The 23354-nt window shown below is 39.1% G+C and carries 16 protein-coding genes and 3 pseudogenes; 5 read left to right on the forward strand and 14 right to left on the reverse strand.

Annotation, left to right across the window (positions count from 1 at the left end; genetic code table 11):
* Nucleotides 1-13: 13 nt before the first annotated feature.
* From KZC02_RS21855 to KZC02_RS21905, 11 genes and pseudogenes are all read right to left on the reverse strand, one after another.
* Nucleotides 14-772 (reverse strand): DUF5672 family protein, encoded by a 759-nt coding sequence (locus tag KZC02_RS21855; protein WP_221390637.1) that lies wholly within the window; start codon nt 770-772, stop codon nt 14-16.
* Nucleotides 773-1756: a glycosyl transferase gene (locus tag KZC02_RS21860; RefSeq protein WP_221390638.1), complete on the reverse strand. Its 984-nt coding sequence runs from the start codon at nt 1754-1756 to the stop codon at nt 773-775. It abuts the gene before it with no gap.
* Complete coding sequence (locus KZC02_RS21865) at nt 1753-2976, reverse strand: glycosyltransferase family 4 protein (RefSeq protein ID WP_221390639.1); 1224 nt, start codon at nt 2974-2976, stop codon at nt 1753-1755. The genes KZC02_RS21860 and KZC02_RS21865 overlap by 4 nt, the downstream gene beginning before the upstream one ends.
* Nucleotides 2977-3040: 64 nt before the next feature.
* Nucleotides 3041-3700 (reverse strand): acetyltransferase, encoded by a 660-nt coding sequence (locus tag KZC02_RS21870; RefSeq protein WP_221390640.1) that lies wholly within the window; start codon nt 3698-3700, stop codon nt 3041-3043.
* A 2-nt stretch (nt 3701-3702) separates the two neighbouring features.
* Nucleotides 3703-4400: pseudogene (locus KZC02_RS21875) on the reverse strand (WbqC family protein).
* 101 nt (nt 4401-4501) lie between these two features.
* Entirely contained in the window at nt 4502-6406 is a 1905-nt protein-coding gene (locus KZC02_RS21880; protein WP_310590340.1) for a glycosyltransferase family 39 protein, read from the reverse strand.
* Nucleotides 6407-6553: 147 nt separating this feature from the next.
* A complete protein-coding gene (locus KZC02_RS21885; protein WP_221390641.1) occupies nt 6554-7636 on the reverse strand; it encodes a DegT/DnrJ/EryC1/StrS aminotransferase family protein in 1083 nt (360 codons plus the stop codon).
* Nucleotides 7629-8889 (reverse strand): annotated as a pseudogene (locus KZC02_RS21890) (ABC transporter ATP-binding protein). The gene KZC02_RS21885 and the pseudogene KZC02_RS21890 overlap by 8 nt, the downstream one beginning before the upstream one ends.
* Nucleotides 8890-8906: 17 nt before the next feature.
* The gene (locus tag KZC02_RS21895; protein WP_221390642.1) at nt 8907-9734 is read right to left on the reverse strand and encodes an ABC transporter permease; all 828 of its coding nucleotides are present in this window, start codon (nt 9732-9734) and stop codon (nt 8907-8909) included.
* A gap of 9 nt (nt 9735-9743) precedes the next feature.
* The gene (locus KZC02_RS21900; RefSeq protein WP_221390643.1) at nt 9744-10814 is read right to left on the reverse strand and encodes a hypothetical protein; all 1071 of its coding nucleotides are present in this window, start codon (nt 10812-10814) and stop codon (nt 9744-9746) included.
* Between the two features lie 6 nt (nt 10815-10820).
* Nucleotides 10821-13313 carry an SLBB domain-containing protein gene (locus KZC02_RS21905; protein ID WP_221390644.1) on the reverse strand — a complete coding sequence of 831 codons (2493 nt, stop codon included), beginning with the start codon at nt 13311-13313 and terminating at the stop codon, nt 10821-10823.
* A gap of 271 nt (nt 13314-13584) precedes the next feature.
* Here KZC02_RS21905 and KZC02_RS21910 point away from each other — a divergent pair, with 271 nt between their 5' ends.
* Nucleotides 13585-15459, forward strand: a complete 1875-nt coding sequence (locus tag KZC02_RS21910; protein WP_221390645.1) for a DNA topoisomerase IV subunit B — start codon at nt 13585-13587, stop codon at nt 15457-15459.
* A gap of 53 nt (nt 15460-15512) precedes the next feature.
* Nucleotides 15513-16586: a prephenate dehydratase gene (gene pheA, locus KZC02_RS21915; RefSeq protein WP_221390646.1), complete on the forward strand. Its 1074-nt coding sequence runs from the start codon at nt 15513-15515 to the stop codon at nt 16584-16586.
* An 85-nt stretch (nt 16587-16671) separates the two neighbouring features.
* Here the strand turns inward: pheA and KZC02_RS21920 are convergent, their stop codons facing one another.
* From KZC02_RS21920 to KZC02_RS21930, 3 genes are all read right to left on the reverse strand, one after another.
* Complete coding sequence (locus KZC02_RS21920) at nt 16672-18819, reverse strand: hypothetical protein (RefSeq protein ID WP_221390647.1); 2148 nt, start codon at nt 18817-18819, stop codon at nt 16672-16674.
* Nucleotides 18820-18933: 114 nt separating this feature from the next.
* A complete protein-coding gene (locus KZC02_RS21925) occupies nt 18934-19599 on the reverse strand; it encodes a hypothetical protein (protein WP_229253724.1) in 666 nt (221 codons plus the stop codon).
* Nucleotides 19600-19601: 2 nt separating this feature from the next.
* A complete protein-coding gene (locus tag KZC02_RS21930) occupies nt 19602-20201 on the reverse strand; it encodes a DUF4136 domain-containing protein (protein WP_221390648.1) in 600 nt (199 codons plus the stop codon).
* Between the two features lie 298 nt (nt 20202-20499).
* On the opposite strand from KZC02_RS21930, the gene KZC02_RS21935 reads away from it, so the two are divergent.
* From KZC02_RS21935 to KZC02_RS21945, 3 genes and pseudogenes are all read left to right on the forward strand, one after another.
* On the forward strand, nt 20500-21057 hold the full coding sequence (locus tag KZC02_RS21935; protein WP_221390649.1) for a DinB family protein: 558 nt from the start codon (nt 20500-20502) through the stop codon (nt 21055-21057).
* Nucleotides 21058-21202: 145 nt separating this feature from the next.
* Nucleotides 21203-21879, forward strand: a pseudogene (locus KZC02_RS21940) (response regulator).
* Nucleotides 21876-23246: a HAMP domain-containing sensor histidine kinase gene (locus KZC02_RS21945; protein WP_221390650.1), complete on the forward strand. Its 1371-nt coding sequence runs from the start codon at nt 21876-21878 to the stop codon at nt 23244-23246. The pseudogene KZC02_RS21940 and the gene KZC02_RS21945 overlap by 4 nt, the downstream one beginning before the upstream one ends.
* Nucleotides 23247-23354: the final 108 nt, after the last annotated feature.

The following is a 23354-nucleotide window of genomic DNA, read 5'->3' on the forward strand; positions in this document are numbered from 1 at the left end:
TTCTCTTCGTTACCTATTTAAAATAGGGCAGGCTATTGATATTGGTACCGTTAATGCCAGTCAAAGCAAAAGGTAATTTATCCTTTAATTCTGATTGGGTGATTTGGTGATCAACGTATTGGCAAAAATAATTTTGTACAATTGGCGTTGGCTTCCGCAAATTTGGCCAGAAACGATTGGCTTCTATCTCCCAGAACAGAGCGTCACGGTTCAACAGATCTTGGTGATGCCTGTAATTGTAGGCAGTTTTCTGTTTGCCTTTAAGCGTGGCAATCATTCGTTCAACAAGGCACAGGTATAAGCCGTTATCCTGAAAACTGCTTCCCAATCTCAATTTTTCAGTATGGTTTAATCCTTTAATCAGTGAAATATCTTCAAAAAAATTCTGAAAACTTCCTTGTTTTTTGGAAACAGGTGCTGCTTTTAAATAATCATAACCAGACTTGCACCAGTAATACAGTTCATCTTTTATTACCCAGCTATTCAGTTCATGAATAAGCAAGAAACTGGCCCAGCTGAACTGGTGGTAAAAATCTTCCATCAGGAAAAGCTTTCCGAGCGTTTCCCGTGACTGAAAATATTCTTTGGGAAAATATACAACATCTATTTCCTTCTGATGCTCTCTGATGATACTCAGATCTGCTTTTTCAAATGTGATGAAAACGATCGGGTAATTGGCCAATGCCTCCAGGCAATGATGCAGTATCCGCTCTTCGGTCGGGTTAAGATTTGGATCTAATACAGGAATTATTACAGATACAAGCTCTTTCATTTATATCGTTTCGAGCTGGTCAATTACGTAATTAAAAGGTTTTTTAAGCCATTTTCTTACACGAAGGTAACGTACTACACGAGCAGGTTTGATATAAAAGCATGGAAATTTCCGGTAATAGGCGTTCCCGTTTTTTATAAGGTTGTTTTTATATAAAGCAAAAAGTTCAGTCAGATCAGGTCTTTCCGCAAGTTCAAACCGGTCCTGATATTTGGAAAGTATATCGGGTTTGGCCGGATCATAACCACTGTAATGGAAAAATATCAAAGGATTATCCCCATTTACAAAATAATTTTTATCAACAATCGAAAACTGGCGTTCGTGCAGGTTCCAGTACGCCGCATTGTATCCGGGATTTCGCTCAATATGCACATTCTTTACAAATACAGGGAGGAAATTCATCCAGTTCTGATCTGTAAATAATCCGTTACAAAGGTCAATCATACACTCGTAACGGAGCTTTTCTTCCCACCACTGGATATATTCCAGGTTTTCAGGACTTCTTCTAAAGGCTGCAAAACCCAGATTATATATCCCTGTATTTAAATGGTGCAATTCATTTGGTGTCAGCCGGTCTTCAATCGGTGTATTGATATGAGGCGTTAAAACGGCCTGATGAAGTTGCAGTGAATGTAACAGTTGTGTTAACGGCTTAAAGATGATAATGTCAGGATCGAAGTAAATGACGTTATCGGCTTTCGGGTAATTTTTGAAAAAATAGGTAAAATAGAAAGGTTTAACCGCCGTGTTCAATTCTGTAATGTCATATCTGGCAGCCATTTCGTCAAACCCGTCAATGCCTATTTTGTCGATTTCAATCATGGGATATTCCGGCATAAAGGCATCATCGAAACTAACCCCTTCAAGTATATCTACAAGTCCGATAAAAAAGAGTATGTCAGGATTTGTAGCTTTCAGCGAATCTCCGAGAGTCCGCGCCTGCGCCAGGTAATTGATTGAACAAATAGTAAAAACGATGGTCATTGATTTTGTTTTTCCGAAACCTGCAAAGGTAAATACTTTTGAATGATGGCCTCGATATTACTAACGCTTTTATCAGTATTATGTCTTTCCAAAACCTTTTTTCGTCCTTTTACACCCAGCCTGTCACGTAATTCAGGATCAAGTACGAGCTGGATAATTGCATCAGAAGCTGCGTTAATATCCATATAAGGTACTACAAATCCCGCATCACTTTCTATGAGTTCGGGGGCACCACCAGCATTTTCAAAACACACTACCGGAATTTCCTGCAAGGCAGCTTCGAGCACAACAAGCGGATAAGGATCTTCCCTTGAACTAAGGAGAAGTATATCAAAACGATTAATATAATCAAGCGCCTGGGGAGTTGGCGGTATGAGTATAATCCTGTCTGAAAGTCCCATCATACGGATGTCGCTTTCAATCAAATCATATATTTCATGCTGCGGACCTGCTCCAATCCATACAAAGTAAACGGGTAGCGGAGTAGTTCTCTGGATCACATTTCGTGCGATCCAGTTGAACAGATCATTTCCCTTACGCCATTCAGCATTGCCGCATCCACCGATAACAATGGCATTTTCAGGAATCCGGTATGCTTTTTCCAATATCTGAACCTGAACATTTTTAAGCTTTTCATCAATGTGCTGATGATCAATAAGCGTAAAAGTACTTACGTGATGTATTGGAAAGTCGTATTTTTTTACGTAATAATTAGCTACCGCTTTTGATACAGCGATCAGGTGATCAGTCTTTTTCAGTAGAAAATTCAGATGTTTTTCATGCGTATAAATCTTGACAGACATGGCCAGTTCATGCACGAACAATACCAACGGCAGGTGATGCAGGAAACGCAAAGTTTCATAGTATACACCGGCGTTAGCTATGGAATTAACAAAAATAAGCCCGATATTTTGACCTTCCAATTCTGCTATAATCCTGTCATTTTCTTTTTGAGCAGAATGTTCTTCGTATAATTTATGCAGGTTAACTTTTCTGAGAATTTTTCCGGTAAGCAGAGGTGTCATTTCTGAATATTGCGGGTTCAACCGGGTAATGGTTATAACTTCTGCAAAATCATCTTCCAGTTCACCACCATTACAAAGCAACAAATGCATCGGAATACTGCGTTCTTTCAGTAGCCTTAGCAATTGCAGCAACAGAAGCTGGCTTCCGGCCCGGTTGGCATCATGACTTACAAATAATATTTTCTTTTGTTCCATTTACTAAGTGTGTTTCTGCCATGAGTAATATCAAAATCCACTGTGTTATTTTAATAAAATGGTGTCAGTAAGCTTCATAACTTTTTTTGCCTGGTACCTTTTTTGCGGGATTGCCAATATAAATGCCCCATTCTTCGGTTTCCTTAGTAATAGCGGATGCCATACCAACGAGCGTGCCCTGAGCAATATGTGTGTAATCACGGATAGTGCTGTTAACGCCAAAAAAGCAATATGGCTCAATTACACAATGACCTGACATCACTACATGCGAAGTGAAAAACACGTGGTCTCTTATCGTACTGTGATGCCCGATATGGTTGCCACTCCACATAATAACGTTGTTGCCGATTGTTGTAAAAGGCTGAATGGTATTGTCTTCTAATATAAAGCAATTTTCGCCTACTACGCTTTTATCAAAAATGGTTGCATGCGAACTGATGTAAGATATAAACTGATATCCTTTTGCTTTGGCTGCATGGTATACACTTTCACGGTTCCGGTTCATATTGCGTCCCGTCATGGGAGCAAAAAATGAGTATTCTGTCGGAGAAAAAATGTTCTCAATATCTTCAAAAGCTACTACCGGCAAGCCATGAAATGTTTCATCCTGAATGTATTCCCGGTTGACTGTAAAAGCTGCTACTGTATGTTCTGAATCGTTTTCAAGATAGTAATGAGCCAGTTCTGCTGTGTCGAGGACACCAAAAATAATAACTTTCGCCATGCTTATATAAGTTCGTATTCTTTTAAGAGTTTGCTGATGTTTTCGTTATCGTTAAACATAAGGATATCGATAATTGACAGCCAAGGTACGAAAGCATTTTTGAATTGAGAATAAGGGGTTGCTACACTTTTTAAAAAGTTAAGCCGTATGCTCTCATTGGCAAATTTCGATTTTTCGTATAATTCCATTCCACCAACAGGATTAATATAATGAGATGCATTTTCCTGTTTACAAATATCAAGTATCCTTTCCTGCCCTTTAAGATCTGTATTTTTGTATACGGCTGACGTAGAAACGATTTCAGTCTTAATTTCCATGTAAGTACACACTTTTTTCAAAGCATGATATGCAAGCTCGTTAATTGTTCCGATATTTAAATATACAATTTCTTCTACAAGACTAAAAGTTTTTTCAAAATAAGGTGCCTTCTGATACGATTGCTGAACTGTTTTTAAAAACTTTTTTTCCACTGGTCACCACCTATTAATTCCACCTCATGAATTAATTTGTTCTGGCTGGCATCCTTTAATGGAATCGTAAACAGATGCGCTTGTCCGGATACTAATATGTTATTACGATTAATCCATCCTTTGTTTATAAAATTTACATCATCATAAATGATGAACTTATCTACGGCATTGATCAACTGGAAATATCCGATATATGGAAATATATAAGGTTGCATGATTGCAATAGTCATTGATTATCAGATTACTGGCAGTACAATTTGCCATGGTTGACGAATTCAGGGGTAATATCAATTTACGGAGCTGAGACCGTTGTTAAATTTCCCTAAAACGTTTATTTTAATTTACGCAGATAATAATCTTCTCCCTTTACGGCCAGATGTTTCATCGTTGTATCGCTTCCTAATCTCAAATCTGTTGGTAAGGCTTTGATACGGCTTGAATCATTTACAACACTTTTGGCGTAGAACAGATAATCCGCATCTTTTGGAATAGGCTGCAACCCTTTTTCAAAAGGATTAATGGAGATTAATCGTCGTGATAGTTTGGCTCCGTATAAAGGATACTCGAAATCATCGTTGATTGTAGCCAGGGCTATAGTTGCGTCTTGCGGAACAATTGAATCATAAGTCTGGTATGCTTTCGTAATATCCGGCCTTGCAAATGTCTGGTATTTGATACGTTCCATTTTTAAAGCAGATTCTGAACCATAGGCTGGAAAGGGAAGGCAACGGCTATTCAAAAAAACAGCCATAATTGCTGATGTACAAGCGAGCAGAACAATCAGGAGTACATATCCTTTCCATACTCTCCGTCTTGGTTTAATAATCGAAAGACGATGATTTGAAAACAGGAGAAGCAAAAATAAAACGCCGAACAAGCCCGGTTCTATAAAATATCTTCCTTTAAACGGGTCATATACGGCTGAAAAAGAAACCGATATGAAATTAAGTACGAATGCTAAAGCAAGGAACCAGTGAACTCTGGATGAGAATACCCTTAAAAAGACGAGAAGCAGTAACGGAAGAATTAAAGCAAAACCAAAAACGCCCCAATAGGGATTTGCATTATAATTGTCAAACCGCCTTTGGAACATAAAAGGCACAATGACGTAAGTAGTTTCTTCGTCCAGTCGCAGATTAAGCTTATTTTCCATTGCGACAATTGGCTTGCGAATCTGGGTATTTAAATCATAGCCCCATTGGGCATTGCGTATGCCGTCCAGATTAAAAAATTCGTAACTATACCGGATCACATTTCTGGTGCCTTGTTTCAGAAGATTAGGAAATGTTACAAATCTTTCAACAGACTGATGTTTCAATGCGGTTGGCGGACCAATAGGGTGGCCGTAAACCTGGATATTTTTGATATAACCGGTCGGCAATGTATAAATGAGGACTGCCAGAAATATAGCGATTGCCAGCTTAACAAAGCGGTCAAAAAATACTCTAAAGTTGGGTGAGATAAAAACAGCATAAACCATGATGATAAACACCGATGGAAGCAATAATACAAAAGTGATTTTATGCCCGAATACTATTCCGAATACCAAACCGGACAGGTATAAATATCTGTTGTCGCGATTGGTATAATAAGTAAAAAGGAAATAAAGCAAACAACTTAAATAAGCAGTGAGTACTATATCTGTCTCTGTTGTAACGGCCTGCATTAAAAAATTCAGGAACATACTGTAAGCAAGCGCACAGAAAAAACTGGCAGAAAGATTCCTGCCGATGCGTTGTGCGGTGCCGAAAACTGCGATAATCGTTATCCAGTACGACAAATGGTGTATGAGCTTGAAAGCGTTTTCTATTTTTCCTGTGATCAGGTAAGAATAGATCTGGATAGTGGTAACGCTTTTTGGGTATGTATCCATGTTCCAGTTGGTACCACCAAAATGCTCCATGGTACCGCGCTGAATATAACGAATGGCCCGATTGAGGTGACCAGTCATGCTATCCCATTCGTTGGGAACGGTAAATAAAACCAAAATTAAATTGGTGATCCCTATAATAGCCAGGGTACCAAACATGATAACGAAGATGAACTTCAGATAAGGTGACAATTCTTTTGCCCAGATACTGAAAGTACTTATTCTGTCTTTTAATACAAATCTGATAGAATATTCAGCTTTAACAGGAATAAGCACCGACCACATTCCAAATTGAATTGCAAGTACCAGAAAAGTACCGGCAATCCACGAAAATGGACTTGCGGTCAGATCCAGTGCCGAAAGCACAAAACCAGCTGGTATGATGCTTCCGACAAAAAGAATGAATGAAGTAATGATCCATTCAGTCAGCGATGGCTGGGTTATTTTTTAGAAACATAACCTACACTGTAAATGAACAGGAAAAAGAAAAGCCAGTATACAATAACCATAATACTATGGTAATAAATGACCGTTGATGATAGCAGAGATCCGTTCGATATCCGAATGGGGGAGCCCTACAAATAATGGCAAACATAAAACTCTTTCTGAAATATCTTCGGAAACAGGACATGCTATTTGCCTTGGCATAAATGTAAGCGTGTTCAGTGACGGATAAAAATATCTGCGTGGAATAATGTCTTCAAGACGCAAAGCTTCCATCACATTTTTCATGATTTTTTCATTTGGAAATACAACAGGGTAATACGCATAATTGTATTCCATATCTTTATTCATCACTGGCTTTTCCAGAATATTCCAGTTTAGCAAACTGTCATAATCATTAAAAATATCTTTTCGGGCGGCAATAATTTCGGGCACATGAGGCAGATTGCATAACCCCATCGCTGCATGGAACTCCGAGTTTTTACCATTTATTCCTGCAAAATGATAAGATTCGTCTCCCTGATGACCAAAGGCTCTGAGCAAATGAAGTTTCTTATCAAGTTCGGGATGATTGGAAATTAATGCTCCGCCTTCAATGGTATGAAAAACCTTGGTTGCATGAAAACTGCAGGTACTTATATCACCATAAGACAGTAAAGACCTGTTTTTATATATTACACCAAAAGCATGTGCTGCATCATAAATAACTTTCAGGTTATGCTTTTTTGCTATTTTTTCAATCTCTTCAACATCACATGGGTTACCGTAAACATGGGTTGCCAGGATAGCCGTAGTAGCAGGCGTAATAGAAGCTTCAATCAAATGGGGATTGATATTAAATGTTTGCGCATCAATATCAACAAATACCGGTGTACAGTGTTCCCAAAGTATGGCATTGGAAGTAGCACAGTAAGAAAAAGGAGTAGTTATCACTTCTCCTTCAATTTCTAAGGCCTTAATGGCAATTTGTAATACAATGGTCCCGTTCCCACAGAAATAAAGATATTCAACTCCAAGGTAGTCTTTTAGTTGTACTTCAAGCTCCTGTAACAAAGGGCCATTATTGGTAAGATACCCGCGTTCCCAGATTTCACGAACATATTGAAGGTATTTTTCCTGATCGGGTAAAAAAGTCTTAGTGACGTTAATCATTCACTACGTGTTCAGATTGGCGAATGGAGAAATTAAGTTGAGGGCGAATATAACCAGGCCATTTACCGTACCAGGTTACATTTTCACGAAAATCCTCAATATCAAAAACAAGGGCTTCCTCCATGTTGTAAAGTACCGTGCTGGTATCTTTAACAATCATCATGGATACTACATAAGAGCCATCGTTTAAAAAGTTGCCGGGAATTTCACAGGTTCCTTTGATAAGTCCTTTACCAAAAGATTCGGCTTGTGTTCCGACATTGAATATACATTCGCCTGTAAATGTATAAAGGTGCATACTCAGGTTCAGAATAGATTCCTCTTCCATATTCCAGAATTCGAACTCAAAATTGATCGGGGTACGAACATCAATATGAAACAGATTGTCCTGAAATTCGGGAGAAAGCCTGAAACTTTTAATACGTACCTGGTCATTTCCAGGAGCATGGTCAATATTATCCCAGTGCTTTTCAAGAGATTTGTGAGAAACCTTGCTCAGATAATTGGTTACGATGTGTGTAGTCTCACCCTGGTCAATTAACCTGCCTTTTTCAAAATAAAAAGCTTTGTTACAAAGTGCCTGAATGGCAGTTAAATTATGGCTTACAAACAGGAGTGTCCTTCCGCTTTCAGAAACGTCCCGCATTTTTCCAAGACATTTTTTCTGAAATTCAGTATCACCTACTGCCAGTACTTCATCTACAATCAGAATTTCCGGGTTCAAATGGGCTGCAATGGCAAATCCTAAACGCACATACATGCCGGACGAATAACGCTTTACAGGAGTATCCAGAAACTTTTCAACACCTGCAAAATCCACAATAGCATCGAATGACTGCTTGATTTCACTCTTGGCCATTCCAAGTATCGCACCATTCAGGAATATGTTTTCACGTCCTGTAAGTTCGGGATGAAAACCTGTACCTACTTCAAGTAAGCTGGCAATCCGTCCTTCAATTTTTATCTGTCCCGTACTGGGTTCAGTAATGCGGCTGAGAATTTTAAGAAGCGTGGATTTTCCCGCTCCGTTATGACCAACAATTCCGATACGATCCCCTTGTTCAATACTGAAATTAACATCCTTTAAGGCCCAGAATTCTTCCTTTTCTGCGAAATCGGAATTCTTACCTTTGCGCGAAAAAAGCTTGTTTACCGTTTCGGTAGCAATTTCGCAGAAGGCTTGGAGGACCACCTTTTCTCTGATGGTCAATGATATATTTTTTGCTGAGATTTTCAGCTATAATTACAGACATTTACAAAAATAGCTATTTCAGATATGATCAACGAACGTATTTTCCTTTTTGCGGAAATAAAAGACAGATAAAACTAATATTACAAACGAAATAATAGTAGTTGAGATAAGGCTTTGCGGATCAAAGTAGGCCTTGTCTCCTAATAAGCACCATCTGAACCCGTCAATAATTCCGACAATCGGATTTAATTTATATATTTTCTCATACCATTCGCCCTGAACCAATCGGCTTGTGTAAGCAATAGGGCAAATATAAAAACCGACCTGAACCATAAATGGTATAAGCTGGCCAATATCCCGGAACCTGACATGCAGAGCAGCAAAAAACAGGCCGAAACCCAGCGAAATAACAAAGGTTAGTATTACAAATGCAGGAAGGTATAATATATTCCAGCTTAACGGATAGCCTGAAATAACCGTAAATATCAGGAAAATAACGAATGTGATAACAAAATCAACGAAACCAACCGCCACAGAACTCAGCGGCATGAGCAGCCTGGGAAAATAAACCTTTGAAACCAGATTGGAATTAATTAAAATACTGCTGCTGATTTGTGTAAAAGTATTGGAAAAGAATGTCCAGATCGTAAGTCCGCTCAAAACCATCAGTGGATAGGGTATGCCAGGATCACCTTCAAGCTTTGCAACAAAACTAAAAACAAAGACCATGATGGCCATCGTCATCAGTGGCCTTAAAACACTCCAGGCCAATCCCAGAACAGTTTGTTTGTAACGGACAGAAATATCACGCCGGGAAAGTATCATTAATAACTGCCGGTTCTGCCATAGCTCTTTCCAGTAATCCTTTTCTGACCTTCCGGCTTTTATTGTAGTGATGTGTTGCATGATTATAAATTAATCCCTGACTACCTTAGTTGCAGGAGAAAATACAGTTCTGAAATATGTAAAGACCAATGCGATTAATAATCCGGCCAAAGCTCCGATTTTTGCTCTTCTTTTATCCTGCGCTTTCATATCCAACGGAACTTTTATTCCTTCAATTTCTGTAAACAGAGGTGCTTCACGAACCAGAGACACGCGCATTTTTTCGGCGTTACCCATGGCTTCGTAATACAGTTGCTGAAGGAAAGTTGATTTGCGTTCCATACTATTGGCAGTAATTTTGGCTTCCGGCACGATGATCTGGGAGCTGTAATCCAATTCTCTTGCCAGTTTATGCTCAGCTATTCCTAACACACGCGCCAGTGAGTCTGCACGATGCTGTAATAATCTTAGTGTTTTACGTGTTTTCTGAGTCTGACTTTCTGTATACATTTCCTCTACTGTTGTAAGCAAAGTTGTTATCCACAATCCCGCCAATCTTTCATTCTCCATATTGGTGGAAAGTTTTATGAATGAAGATTTGCGTTCCAGGGAAGAAATATCCGTAGCATTGGTTGCTTTAACAACAAGCTCATTCAAAATAACCCTTGAATTCATATCCAGGGATTTAATATCTCTGGTAGTAAATTGAAACTTATGCGATTCCGGACGATTTTCCCATTCTTTTTGTTTGATTCCACTTGAATCAATATATAGATTGGCTAAAATCATTTTTTTGCCATTCACATCTACTTCTTTCATCAGGTTCCGTTCAATAACAGGCCGTGATTTAACAAAGTAGAAAAAATTTTCACCAGTAAAAATGTTGGCGTCCGGAGCGTTACCCAATCCTAATAATCCTGCCATATCGCCCAATCCGGCACTTTGACTGCCACCTCCGAGATTAAAAACAACATCAGCCTCAAATTCGGTTGGTGTTTTTAAATAAGAATCCAGTGCATATCCTATACCGAAACCCACAATTGGTAAAAGAAGCAGCATTTTCCAGTTTTTAACCAGCGCATTTTTTACTTCTAGCACTTTATCAATGACATCTCTCGGGCTAAGCTGATCTTCAGGGATTTGTTGTGTTGTATTCGACATTGTTAATTATTTTATTGTTCGGAAGGCCAGAACCGCAAAAATTAGTGTCATGATTGAACTTAGCACACCTGTTGTTGTAGTTATAGCTTGTTGCGGGCTAAGAGCAGGTGCAGCTCTTTGCGGCACATATATTTCTGATCCTGGCTCAACTTTCGGATAAACATTGAAGAAGAGAAATCTCCTAGTTCTGTCTACATTTCCGTTAGGGTACTTAATATAAGAGCTTTTTCTTAATGACTGAGTAGTGAAACCGCCGGACTGAGAAATGTAATCAGAGAAGGCCATTCCCTTGCCATATTTTACGGTTGTAGGATATAAAACGGAACCAATTACCTGTACCGTTTCTAATCTTTTAGGAATACGAATGATGTCTCCTTCCTGTACGATCAGGTCTTCAAAAGAACCTGGGCTTTTTAGTATATTTTTTAATTTAATACCAATGGACTCTTCTTTTACATTTGGAAGGTCATTTGTAATCGTTCCGCGTTTGATATTAGTTTCAGCAGCTTCTTCCGCCAGATAATCAACCGGGGTTTGCAGACTGTTAACGATCGTTCTTCTTAGCAAAGTTGCTCCTTCCGGATAAGCCAGTTCTGTTAATCCGCCAGATCTTTTGATGATGTCGCTGATCTTATCGTTTTTATTAATAATGCTGTATGGGCCCGTTACCAGTACCTCGCCTTCCACAAAAACAGATTGCTGCTCAACATAATTAGGTGATTTCCGGACAATTACCTGATCAAAAGGGAGCAAAACGAAATTGGTTTCCTTATTATTCAGCGAAAGGTCACGGTTGACATTGAATTTATAAATTTCAGATATCTGCGCATTTGCGGCTCCTGCAATACTATTTCTTTTGCGGCGCACCACTTCCACTTCCGTAGAATACGCAGATTCTTTCAGGCCGCCTGCCTGTAAAAGCACATCTTCCAGGGTCATATTCGAAGTAAAAGGGAATTTGCCCTCATTCTCACCGATTTTGGTATTATTGACTTCGCCTTCTACACTGATGTAAGCGGTTTCTGCCATTTCAAATTTGGAAGGAATTACAACCTGGTCAAGTCTCGTTAGTACCAGATCCGGAACTACATTGTTAATTACATCCGTATAATTTAAAGGGATGCTTTCAATAGTAAGATCCTGGCGGGTTCTTAACACATTGATACGTCCTACAAAAGCATCTTCCCTAAGTCCTTGTGCATTTTCAATCAATTTTTTCAGGGAAGGGCTGCTGTCAAGTGAAAAGTTTCCCGGCCGCATTACTGCACCGGTAATAGTTACAATGTTTTCAATCCGGTCAAGTACCGTTTCAACATTAACAACATCTCCGGTAGCCATTTCAAATGTCTTGAATTCGCTTTCCTGAACATCAAATAATTTTCTTTCAATTGACGTAATCCTTTCCAGTTTTACTCTGCCGCGATAAGCCTGATCTTCAAAACCTCCTGCGTAACTAATAGCATCAATTAGTTTTTCATCTGGTGAAAGTTCAAAAAGCCCGGGTCTTTTAACCAGGCCTGCTATTTCAACTCTTTTAAGATAATAACTCACAACGATGTTATCATTGTCCTGCACACGAAGATCGCCATCAATTTTTCCGTTTGAAAGGAAATCGTAAATATCAAGATGAGAAATCACCTTACCATTCCGCACGATACGAACATCACGGAAAGATCCTATTTCATTAGGTCCGCCAGCCTGATACAATGCATTAAATGCGGATGCAAGAGATGACATTTCATAAGCACCAGGATTGATAACTTCACCAGTAACAAATACTTTGACGGTTCTTACTTCCGACAGGGTTACAGCCAATTTGGTTCGGGCTGATTCTCCGCCTGTTCCGAGCATTCCAGGAACAAATTTTGAAAATTTATCTATCAGGATTTTTTTTACTTCTTCAATTGTTCTGCCACTGACATAAACATTTCCAACTCTGGGTATCGTGATAAAACCATCGCGGTTTACTGAGACTTCGTAAGCAGCTTCGGCAAAATTGTATAAGTAGATATTAAGGCCGTCTCCTGCACCCAAAACATAATTAAAAGGTGTGGAAATCTGGAAGTCAGGAATTGTATTTAGATTCTTATCAGCAAAAATTGAATAACCGTAAATTTTATTCCGCAATTCCTGTTTTGCCTCTTGCTCAGGCGTTAAAGTACCGGTAGTAGACTGGTTTTGTTTGCTTTGATCCTGGGAATTCTGGTTTCCTGTATCTGTTGCATCAGTTCCGGCTGCTTTTCCATTTTCTCCCGCACCTTGTGGATTCGTACTGTTTGCAGGTTGGTTGCCTGTTGTAGTACTTCTGGGGTTTGCAGGATTGGTACTTCTTGGAGTTCCTGATGGTTGCGTTCCCTGTGGCTGGCTGGTAGAAGAAGGAGCAGTAGCAGGTGAGATTGTCGGTGCGGTAACCTGTGAAATTGCTGGTAGTGAAATGATAAAACTTAGCAAATAAGGTAATATATATTTACAATTTTTATCCAACTTGAATATGCTCATAAGAAGTGTTATTGTGTGCTTTTAATTACTTATAATTCAATATAAGCATGTAATGATCTTATAATTTTAAATTTTCAGTAGAGGAGAACTGAATATTTGATTTTTTATATAATGCAAAGTAAATTAGATTTTTCCTATTTTTAAAGAATTTCTGGTATTCACCGGAATAAGGATCAATTGCGCAAAGTTACAATAGCGTAACGATAAATGGCCAAAATTATTAAAATACAATTAAAATCCGTCATCATGAACATACGGATAATGGTAAATTATGGAAAATACGACTAACGTTCAATACGATGAAGACAGTATAAAGTCACTGGACTGGAAGGAACATATTCGTCTCAGGCCCGGGATGTACATTGGAAAGCTGGGGGATGGCTCATCGGTTGACGACGGGATTTATGTGCTTGTGAAAGAAATAATGGACAATTCCATTGATGAGCACATGATGGGAAATGGCAAAACGATTGAAATAAAAATTTCTGAACATCGTGTAGAAGTAAGAGATTATGGACGTGGAATTCCGTTGGGAAAGGTAGTGGATTGTGTTTCTAAGATAAATACTGGCGGGAAATATGATTCCGGTGCATTTCAGAAATCGGTTGGATTAAACGGAGTAGGTACAAAAGCTGTAAATGCACTTTCCAATTATTTTAAAGTACAATCGTACCGGGAAGGAAAATCAAAATCAGCCGAATTTCAGCAAGGTGTTTTATTAAAGGAATCAAAGGAAGAACAAACAAATCAGCGAAATGGTACCTATATGGTATTTGAACCTGACGGTATAATTTTTAAAAATTTCAGGTATATACCTCAGTATCTTAATAATATGATCTGGAATTACTGTTATCTCAACGCCGGGCTGACAATCAATTTCAATGGTCAAAAATACATTTCCCAAAACGGATTGCTTGATCTGTTACAAAGTAAGTCTGACGCCGAAACAATACGTTACCCAATCATACATCTCAAGGGAGAGGATATTGAATTTGCGATGACACATGGAAATCAATACGGTGAAGAGTATTATTCTTTTGTTAATGGCCAGTATACCACACAGGGAGGAACGCATTTAACCGGATTCAGGGAAGCGGTAGTGAGGGCTGTTCGGGAACATTTTGGTAAGGATTATGCACCAGAGGATATCCGCTCTTCAATTATTGCGGCCGTTGCAATCCGTGTTCAGGAACCAGTTTTTGAATCACAAACTAAAACCAAGCTGGGCTCCAATACGATGACGCCTGATCCTAACAGTACAACAGTCCGTACTTTTGTCAATGATTTCGTGAAAGAAAGGCTGGACAATTTTCTGCACATGAACCCGGAGTCCAGGGATGCGCTGAAAAAACGGATCGAACAATCTGAAAGAGAGCGGAAAGAGCTGGCTGGTATTAAAAAACTGGCAAATGACCGTGCTAAAAAAGCGAATCTTCATAATAAAAAACTGAGAGATTGCCGGTTACATCTTACTGACCTTAAAAATGAGCTCCGTTATGAAAGTACGTTATTTATAACAGAAGGAGATTCGGCAAGTGGTTCTATTACCAAGTCACGAAATATACAAACGCAGGCTGTTTTCAGTCTAAGGGGAAAGCCATTGAACTGCTTCGGGCTGAACAAAAAGATTGTTTATGAAAATGAAGAATTTAACTTGCTGCAGCATGCACTGGACATTGAGAATGGTGTTGAAAATCTGCGATTTAACCGCATTGTGATCGCCACCGATGCAGATGTTGACGGTATGCACATCAGATTACTGCTGATGACGTTTTTCCTGCAGTTTTTTCCGGATCTGGTGCGTAACGGACACTTATATGTGCTTGAAACTCCGCTTTTTAGAGTAAGAAATAAAAAAGAAACGATCTATTGCTATACGCCGGAAGAAAAACAGGCAGCTATTGACAAACTGGGAAGTAAACCGGAAATAACGCGTTTTAAAGGGTTGGGCGAAATTTCACCCGAAGAATTTGGAAAGTTTATTGGAGAGGACATGCACCTGGAACCGGTAATCCTTCAAAAAGAAACGTCAATTCAAAAATTGCTGACATATTACATGGGAAAAAATACACCTGAACGCCAGCGTTTTATAATTGATAATTTAAAAATAGAAAAGAATATTGAAGAACTGGCAATTGCCGTTTAGTATAATTACATGAATATCCTCCGTACACATTTTTCATTTTATACAGTTACTTTGTGAATTTACAAGATTTAAGAAATAGAATTGATGCACTTGATGATCAGTTGCTGGCAGTTTTGAATGAGCGGATGGAGCTTGTTCGGGAAGTTGGCGAATTGAAAAGGTCTTCAAAATCAATTATTTACAGGCCGGAAAGGGAAAAACAAATACTTGACAGGTTAGAAAAACGCAACGCGGGTTTACTAACAAGACAGGCGATTGACGCTATTTTCTTTGAAATTTTTGCTGTTTCACGCAATCTCGAATTACCGGAAAGGATTTCTTATCTGGGTCCCGAAGGCAGTTTTACACACCAGGCTGCGGAAAGCCGGTTTGGAGCAATGAGCGAATATCTGGTTTTACCCACAATCCATTCAGTTTTTGAAAGTGTGGAAACCGGCCGTGCTAAGTTTGGTGTAGTGCCGATTGAAAATAATCAGGAAGGTATTGTTATTGAAACGGTGGATTTTTTACGCGACAAAAACCTGACGATTGTTGCCGAACTGATGTTGCCAATACATTTTACCTTTGCTTCCCAGTCTGATTCCCTGCGTGATATCCGGCGTATTTATTCCAAGGATATTGCTTTCAGGCAATGCGGCAAATTTATCAGTGAATATCTTGATGGTCTGGATGTTGAACTGATATCAGTCGATTCTACTTCCAAAGCCGCGAAGATGGCTGCAGCCGATCCTGAATCTGCTGCAATATGCTCTTCAATATCGGCACGTTTGTTCGGTGTTCCGGTTCTTTTTGATAATATAGAAGACAGTGACCAGAACCGGACGCGTTTTCTGATACTTTCAAAGGATTTTGTCAATGCAAAAAGTAATGATGATAAAACCACTATCATTGCTAACCTGCCTAATACGAACCGCCCGGGTGTTCTTTATGATTTTCTGAAAGATTTTAATGACCGGGGAATCAACCTGACCAAAATAGAAAGCAGGCCACAGCGCGGCGAAGCTACTTTCCGTGCCTGGTTTTTGGTTGAATTTCTTGGGCATGTAGAAGATCCTGCTGTTCAGGAAATCATGCATAAATACGGCACTCACCTGAAATGGCTGGGTAGTTATGTGAAAGTTTCGTAAGTAAAGAATAATATTTTTTATACTGAGCGAACGACCTGATCCGCTCAGTATAAAATCAAATCCTGGAAATTCTCAAAATATTAATTTACTTCTTCAATTTGCCACGGTATAACACCGGCCAGTTTCCATACAATTCTATAGTTGCTACATTACCATCAGGAAGTTTTACATTTACCTTTTTCGATGCATTTGGTGCCTGAAAGCTGTCCACAGCAAGAACAGCAATCTGATTCCCTTTCACAATCGCTGTCACAAACGGTTCTTTCCTGTCAATTGCTAATATGGCCTGTTCCTTTTTTGGTTCAATCCATTTTCCGTTCAGTTCGAACGGCAAATCCTGATTTATGCCACCAATAAGAATATCTTCCACCTGTTTTGCCATCCAGTTTCCTAATACATAATATTCGGTCGGATAATCCCAGTAAGTTGGTGTTGCTGGTGCGCCGGGAGCTCTCTTTATTGCTGATATATCTGTTTTGCCATCAGCAGGATGCCATTCCTTATACCAGCCGCTTGCTTCGTCAGGAATGTTGTACCCATTTGGATCATTTCCGGCGGGGCCGCTATCACTCCATAAATAATAACCGTCGAAAAGAATTAAGGAAAATAACGATAAACTTAATGCCTGACTGGCCGGCATTATTTCTAATTGATTGAGTATTAATTCACCTTTTGGATTTGTTGTCTGAAAATTCCAGGGCACAACCGGGTCACCATAAAGTGGCTGATATTTGTTCCAGCCATAAAAAATGAATTTGTTGTTTTTCTGATAAGGAATCAATTTATTAATCCGCATAGAATGAATAGCCGAAAGCAGGACATAATTATTTACCGTATTTCCTTGGGCATCCATGGCAAACATGGCTTTGGGATATACATCAATAGGTGTAACATTAAAGAGGTTTTGAAAACTTTCACCATTGGGCAGCGGATCAAAATTGCTGTTATTGGATTTTGGGTTTTCGTAGTCCTTTACATACTCTAATGGATCTTTACTTGCGGTGTTACTGATGTGTGGATTGGTATAAGCTCCCCCTCCCCAATAATCCATCAGACGAAGATTCGGATGTGCTTTCCGTATCGGCTCCGTAAACCAGATTAACCGTTGCTTAACTTCCGGTGTGTAATGCTGGTTCCAGAACTCAAAATCAAATGCATAAACAGCAAAATCGGGTATATGCGCAATAGATTCTACTTCTTGTTTGCTGAGGCTTCCAAACCACTTTTCATCTTTGTCGCCAAAATTGTTAGGTGTTGCGGTCCAGTGCAGTTTTTGAACGGGCAAATCTTTTTCCCAGCCATATAAATAGTTAATTCCTCGTTTGAAATAATTTTCAGGAGATACGTAAGCGTTCAAACGGTACTGCATCACCATTTTACCTGCTATTGGCTCAAACTCAGGAAATTTTGTGTCAAAATCGGCGTTAATGGTTCTGGAAGGTGAAAACCATTCAGGAGTTGCAATTTGGGTTAGCTGCGAATTCTCTGAAACTGAGCTATGCCCGTCAATCCATATATTTTGCTGACGAACAGTCCTGTTTCTTAATTTATTCCACCAATCATTATAAGGTGCATCAATCCAGCGGGCGGTAACAGAATACAAATAACCTGGTTTTACTTCAATTCCCTGATTCATATTGTTCACCGCAATTCCGTCGATCATAATTACACGGGTTCTTCCGTCATCATAATTGGCAAAATCTTTCAGGTAAATGCGGCCATCTTTCTGAACCGGCCTTATATCCAGCCAGATATCTTTACTTCCTTTCCTTACCCATTTTTCTTCTGCCAGAATTTCATTACTGCGTGTTGCATCGTAATAAAAAGACGCTGTGGTGCCACATCCGGCTTGTCCCAGGCTGGTTACTTTTATGGTTGCAGGACCTTGTTTCAACGTCACTTTTGTCAAAGTAAGCCAGGTGCCGTGGCGGTGCTGCACGTGGCCGAATTGTTGTACAAAACCATTCTGTGATATTTCAACATCATAAGGTGCGAGCCCTGAGGCATTGGCTGCGAGTTCAAACTGCATTTCTTTTCCGATCTGTTTGTAACGGCGCACAGTAAGATCACAAGCTTTTGAAGAAGAGTCCAGCGTTTTTGCAATAAGCACATTCTGTACCTTTTCCGAATATATTTTATCCCGGGAAGGGCCAAATCTGTTCCAAACCCAAATTCCGGTTCCGGCCAAAAAAAGCAGGGTACCGCTGATCCATAAAAAGACTGTTTTTGACAAAATTTTATTTTTATTCAAGACTTAATAAATTGAGAATTGGCATGGAAATGAATCATCAAAGATACTTTGACTCATTCACTTCCATGCCAATTTTATAAAATCAGACTCTTACAGCTAATTACCACCAGCGGTAAAAAAACCTACTGATGCATTTAATGTTGGAACCCCTTTGTCAACGTAATCATATTTGAACGAAGTACCCTGGTATTTTACGCGTACATCGGCACCAAATGATCCGTCTTTTTTAAACATGAATTTTGATCCCACACCAACCCCATAAGTAGGTGCTGTTTTTTGTTTCTGCTGAGCCAGGCTGCCATAATACAATGTATAATCAAGAAAACTGATTCCGCCACTCAACTGTACATAAGGTTGTATAGATGAACTTTTAGGCAGAAAATGATAATTAACAAAAAACTGTAATGGATATTGTGTCAGTGTCCTTGTCTGAACGGCAGAAACGGTCTCGTCTCCGCTTTCATATATAGCTCTGGGAATCCTTTTCTGAAAATAAGATGAACCTAATTCACCACCTACCGATAATGGAGAGTTGCGAAGGACCCATTCCAAAGAAATTGAATAGTTTTTGAAAGAGGCTTTATCTATATAGGAATCAGAAAATGAGCCTAACGGAATTGCACCTGTATACCGTACTGTTGCAAGATAATGCGTATAACGTTCAAACGGGGAAGGCAAGGTATATAACCGGGGTGCTGTTTCCTGTGCATGCACCGATGAAAGTGCTGAAATAAGAAACGCAGCTAAAATTATTTTTTTCATTTTTAATTATTTTTAAGATACTTGGACTGGGCAAAAATTGAATCTACCATCTGGTCAATATACTGCCTGCTACCAATGCCTGATCCGCGGATTTGCGCATCCCAGATTACGTTGAATGTTTTGTCTGCTATATTAGGATTTTTAAAATCAACCATTGAAATCAGCCAGTAACTTTCGCTGGTTTCATAATATTGGTAATAACTTGGATAGCCATACCCATATCCTCCGCCCCAGTAACTTCCGTAATAAGGCTGCGACACCACGTTTAGCTGCGTATTGGTAACCCAGGCAGCATTAATTCCCACATCTGGTTTTGCACTTGGAGCGACATATGTATAACCAAGGTTTTTCATATTGGTTATAATCCGCACCAGCAGATCTTTGTCTATTTCTGTCAGTGCTGTACCACTCTGGTTATTTTCCACAACTAACACCGAATCCACAATGCTGAACGTTTTGTACTCTTTGTAATCGGCGTCTGTATCCCGGTTTGTGATATAAACGAGCGATTCTTCTGTCGACAAATCGTTGATCGGATCATTGGAACAGGAGAATAAACCGAAGGTGGTAATAAGAATAATTAATGAAGTTAGCTTTAACATTTTTTTTGTTTTGTATTTAATATGTTTACTAAACGAAATTTAATTTTGAAGATTTTATTTCCTCGTATTTCTGCGTTCTTTTTATTTTTATCATTTCTGATACATATACTGACTATTCATAAACTAAATTGGTTGGAACAGTAATTTAATTTATAGTTGGATCAGAAAAAAATCGCACCTTAATTAAGGCAATTTGTAAAAGACATATTACTATTGTAAAAATTAGCATTAATCAAAAATCGGGCAGAAAATTTTCATTGAAGAATATAATTCAGATGCTCCAAACGGAACAAATCTTATGGAATCAAAAGACGAAATTTTAAGGATTATAGATGTATTAAACGATACATATGAAAGCGAAGAGGCTTGGTATGGCCCATCGGTGGTAGAGGCACTCCGGGATGTAACACCTAAAATGGCAGAAGCAAGGATCAGCTCAAATACGAATTCCATTGCTGAAATTGCTTACCACATGACTACCTGGCGCATATTTGCAGTCCGGAAAATTCAGGGTGACGCAGAGTTCGATATCAAAACAAAAGATAAGGACTGGAAAAAATTCCCCATCGTTGATGAATTTGAATGGGAAGCGATCCAGATGGAGTTAAGCCTTTCGCAGGAAGAATTAATTTCTGAACTTGAAAAAATTGAAAGTGATGCATTTCTGGAAGAATTTGTTCCTGGAAGGGATTACTCTTATTATACCATGATCCATGGTGTGATTCAGCATGATGTGTACCACACCGGCCAGATTGGATTAATAAAAAAAGCGGTCAAAGGATTGCAGCTTGAAGATGATGATTTCGGCGCATACGATGATCGCTCTGAGTTTGATAAAGACACTGATTATTTTTGATAAAATTTAAGGTTTGCATTCTTGTCAGTCAACCTTAAATTGTGTTCAAAACAGGAATGAATTGGCTATTCGGTATATCGGGTAGCTTTTTTTATGAATTGTCTTAAATCTGTGCAACATTTGACACTTTATCGCACCATCTCTTATGAAAATACTTGTTGTAGAAGACGAACCAAAGCTAGCCGGATTTTTAAAACGAGGTTTAGAAGAGCAATCCTGGGAAGTGGAATTGGCTTATGATGGTCAGGTTGGGAAAAAATGGCTTCTAATTATCGTTTTGATGTCATCGTTTTAGATGTCAACCTGCCTATAATTAATGGTTATGATCTTGCCAAACAACTCAGGGGTGATGGGCTTGCTACGCCTATTTTATTTTTAACGGCATTGGGTACCATTGATGATAAACTGGATGGCTTTGATGCAGGAGGGGACGATTATCTGGTAAAACCATTTGAATTCAGGGAGCTTATTGCTAGAATAAAAGTGCTTTCACAAAGAAACAGCAACAGGGAGCAATCCAGCCAGATACTGAGCCTGGCGGATCTTGAACTTAACCTGGATGAAAAAGTAGCACGCCGCGCAGGTAACCGCATTGATCTGACGGCCAAAGAATTTGCTTTATTGGAATACCTGATGCGAAACCGCGGCAGGGTGGTCTCACGTGTAGACATTGCTGAGCAGGTTTGGGATATCAGGTTCGATACAGGAACTAATGTAATTGATGTCTATATCAATTTTTTAAGGAAAAAAGTGGATAAGGATTATGCTACCAAGCTGATTCATACTGTGGTAGGTATGGGATATATTTTCAAAGAAGAATGAATATAAAATCCCGTCTTACACTGCTCTTCACCATGCTGGTAGGTTCTATCATGGCATTGTTCTGTTTGTCCACCTATTTTTTTTACGACCAATACCGTGAAAAGCAATTTTATTCTTTTTTAAATGAAAGAGGACAGACTATTGCACAGCTGGTAGAAGCAAGCAATGGGATCAGCAAGGACGATATTGTTAAAATTGAAAAGGAAAATAATACCGTTTTGCTTGATGAAGAGATCACGATCTACAACGGAGAGGATTCACTGATTTTTACAAGTGGAAAAGAAAAATTTTTCCTTTCTCCTTCCTCACTACGGGAAGCGAGAAACGGCCATGAAATCCATACAAAATACAAAAAGAAAGAAGTAATTATTATCAGGCATATCCTGCAGGACCATAGAAAACCCTGGGTTGTTGCTGTCGTAGCAAGCGATATTCATGGAATGAACCAGTTGAAGCGCCTGAGAGAAATCCTGGTAATAGGATGGCTTTTGTCATTGGTTTTGGTAGGAGTAGCAGGCTGGCAGTTTGCCAATGATGCCATTAAACCGGTTTCTGACATAATTGACCAGGTTAATAATATTTCGGCGGGAAATTTACATGAAAAAGTAACGGTAGGCCGGGAAAAGGATGAACTGGCATCACTGGCTCAAACATTCAATCTGATGCTCAACAGGCTGGAAATTGCATTCGTGGCTCAAAAGAATTTTGTATCTCATGCCTCTCACGAATTAAGGACTCCGCTTGCACTAATTATGAGTGAAGTGGAAGTAACATTAATGAAAGAAAGAACGGCGGCGAATTACCAGGATGCGTTAACAGGTATTTTGTCAGAAGCAAAGGAAATGAATGAGCTGGTAAGCAGGCTACTGGAATTGGCTCGTACTGAGGAGCACGCATTTCGGGTTACCTTTTCTAAAATCAGGATTGATGAAGTACTCTGGCAGGCAAAAGCATCTGTTCAGCAAAAAAATCCCGGTTACGAAGTACATATACACTATGACCGGATTCCGGATAATGAGGAAGAACTGAAAAGGTATGGTGATGAAAGTCTGCTTAAAACCGCATTCCTCAACTTAATGGATAATGCCTGTAAATATTCCGAAAACAAGACAGTTCATGTATATCTTGAAACCCGCAAAGATTTAATTACCATAAACTTCAAAGACTTCGGAACAGGAATAGCTGCCGAAGAACTTCCGTATGTATTCGATACATTTTATCGCAGTGCAACCACAATGAACAAGGCAGGTTACGGCATTGGGCTGGCTCTGACCAAAAGAATAATAACTATGCAGGGTGCCAGTATTAATGTAGAGTCCAAAGTAGGAGCTGGCACAACTTTCACTTTAAAATTCCCGCCTTTTTAATTTTCTTTTAATTCGGTGTTAATGTGACTTTAACACATTCCAAAGTAATTTGTAGCATAGATTCAATGATCGGATTTATACATGCTACCAAGCATTGCTGTGCCAGAC

It is taken from the genome of Dyadobacter sp. NIV53 (assembly GCF_019711195.1).
Taxonomy (GTDB): domain Bacteria; phylum Bacteroidota; class Bacteroidia; order Cytophagales; family Spirosomataceae; genus Dyadobacter.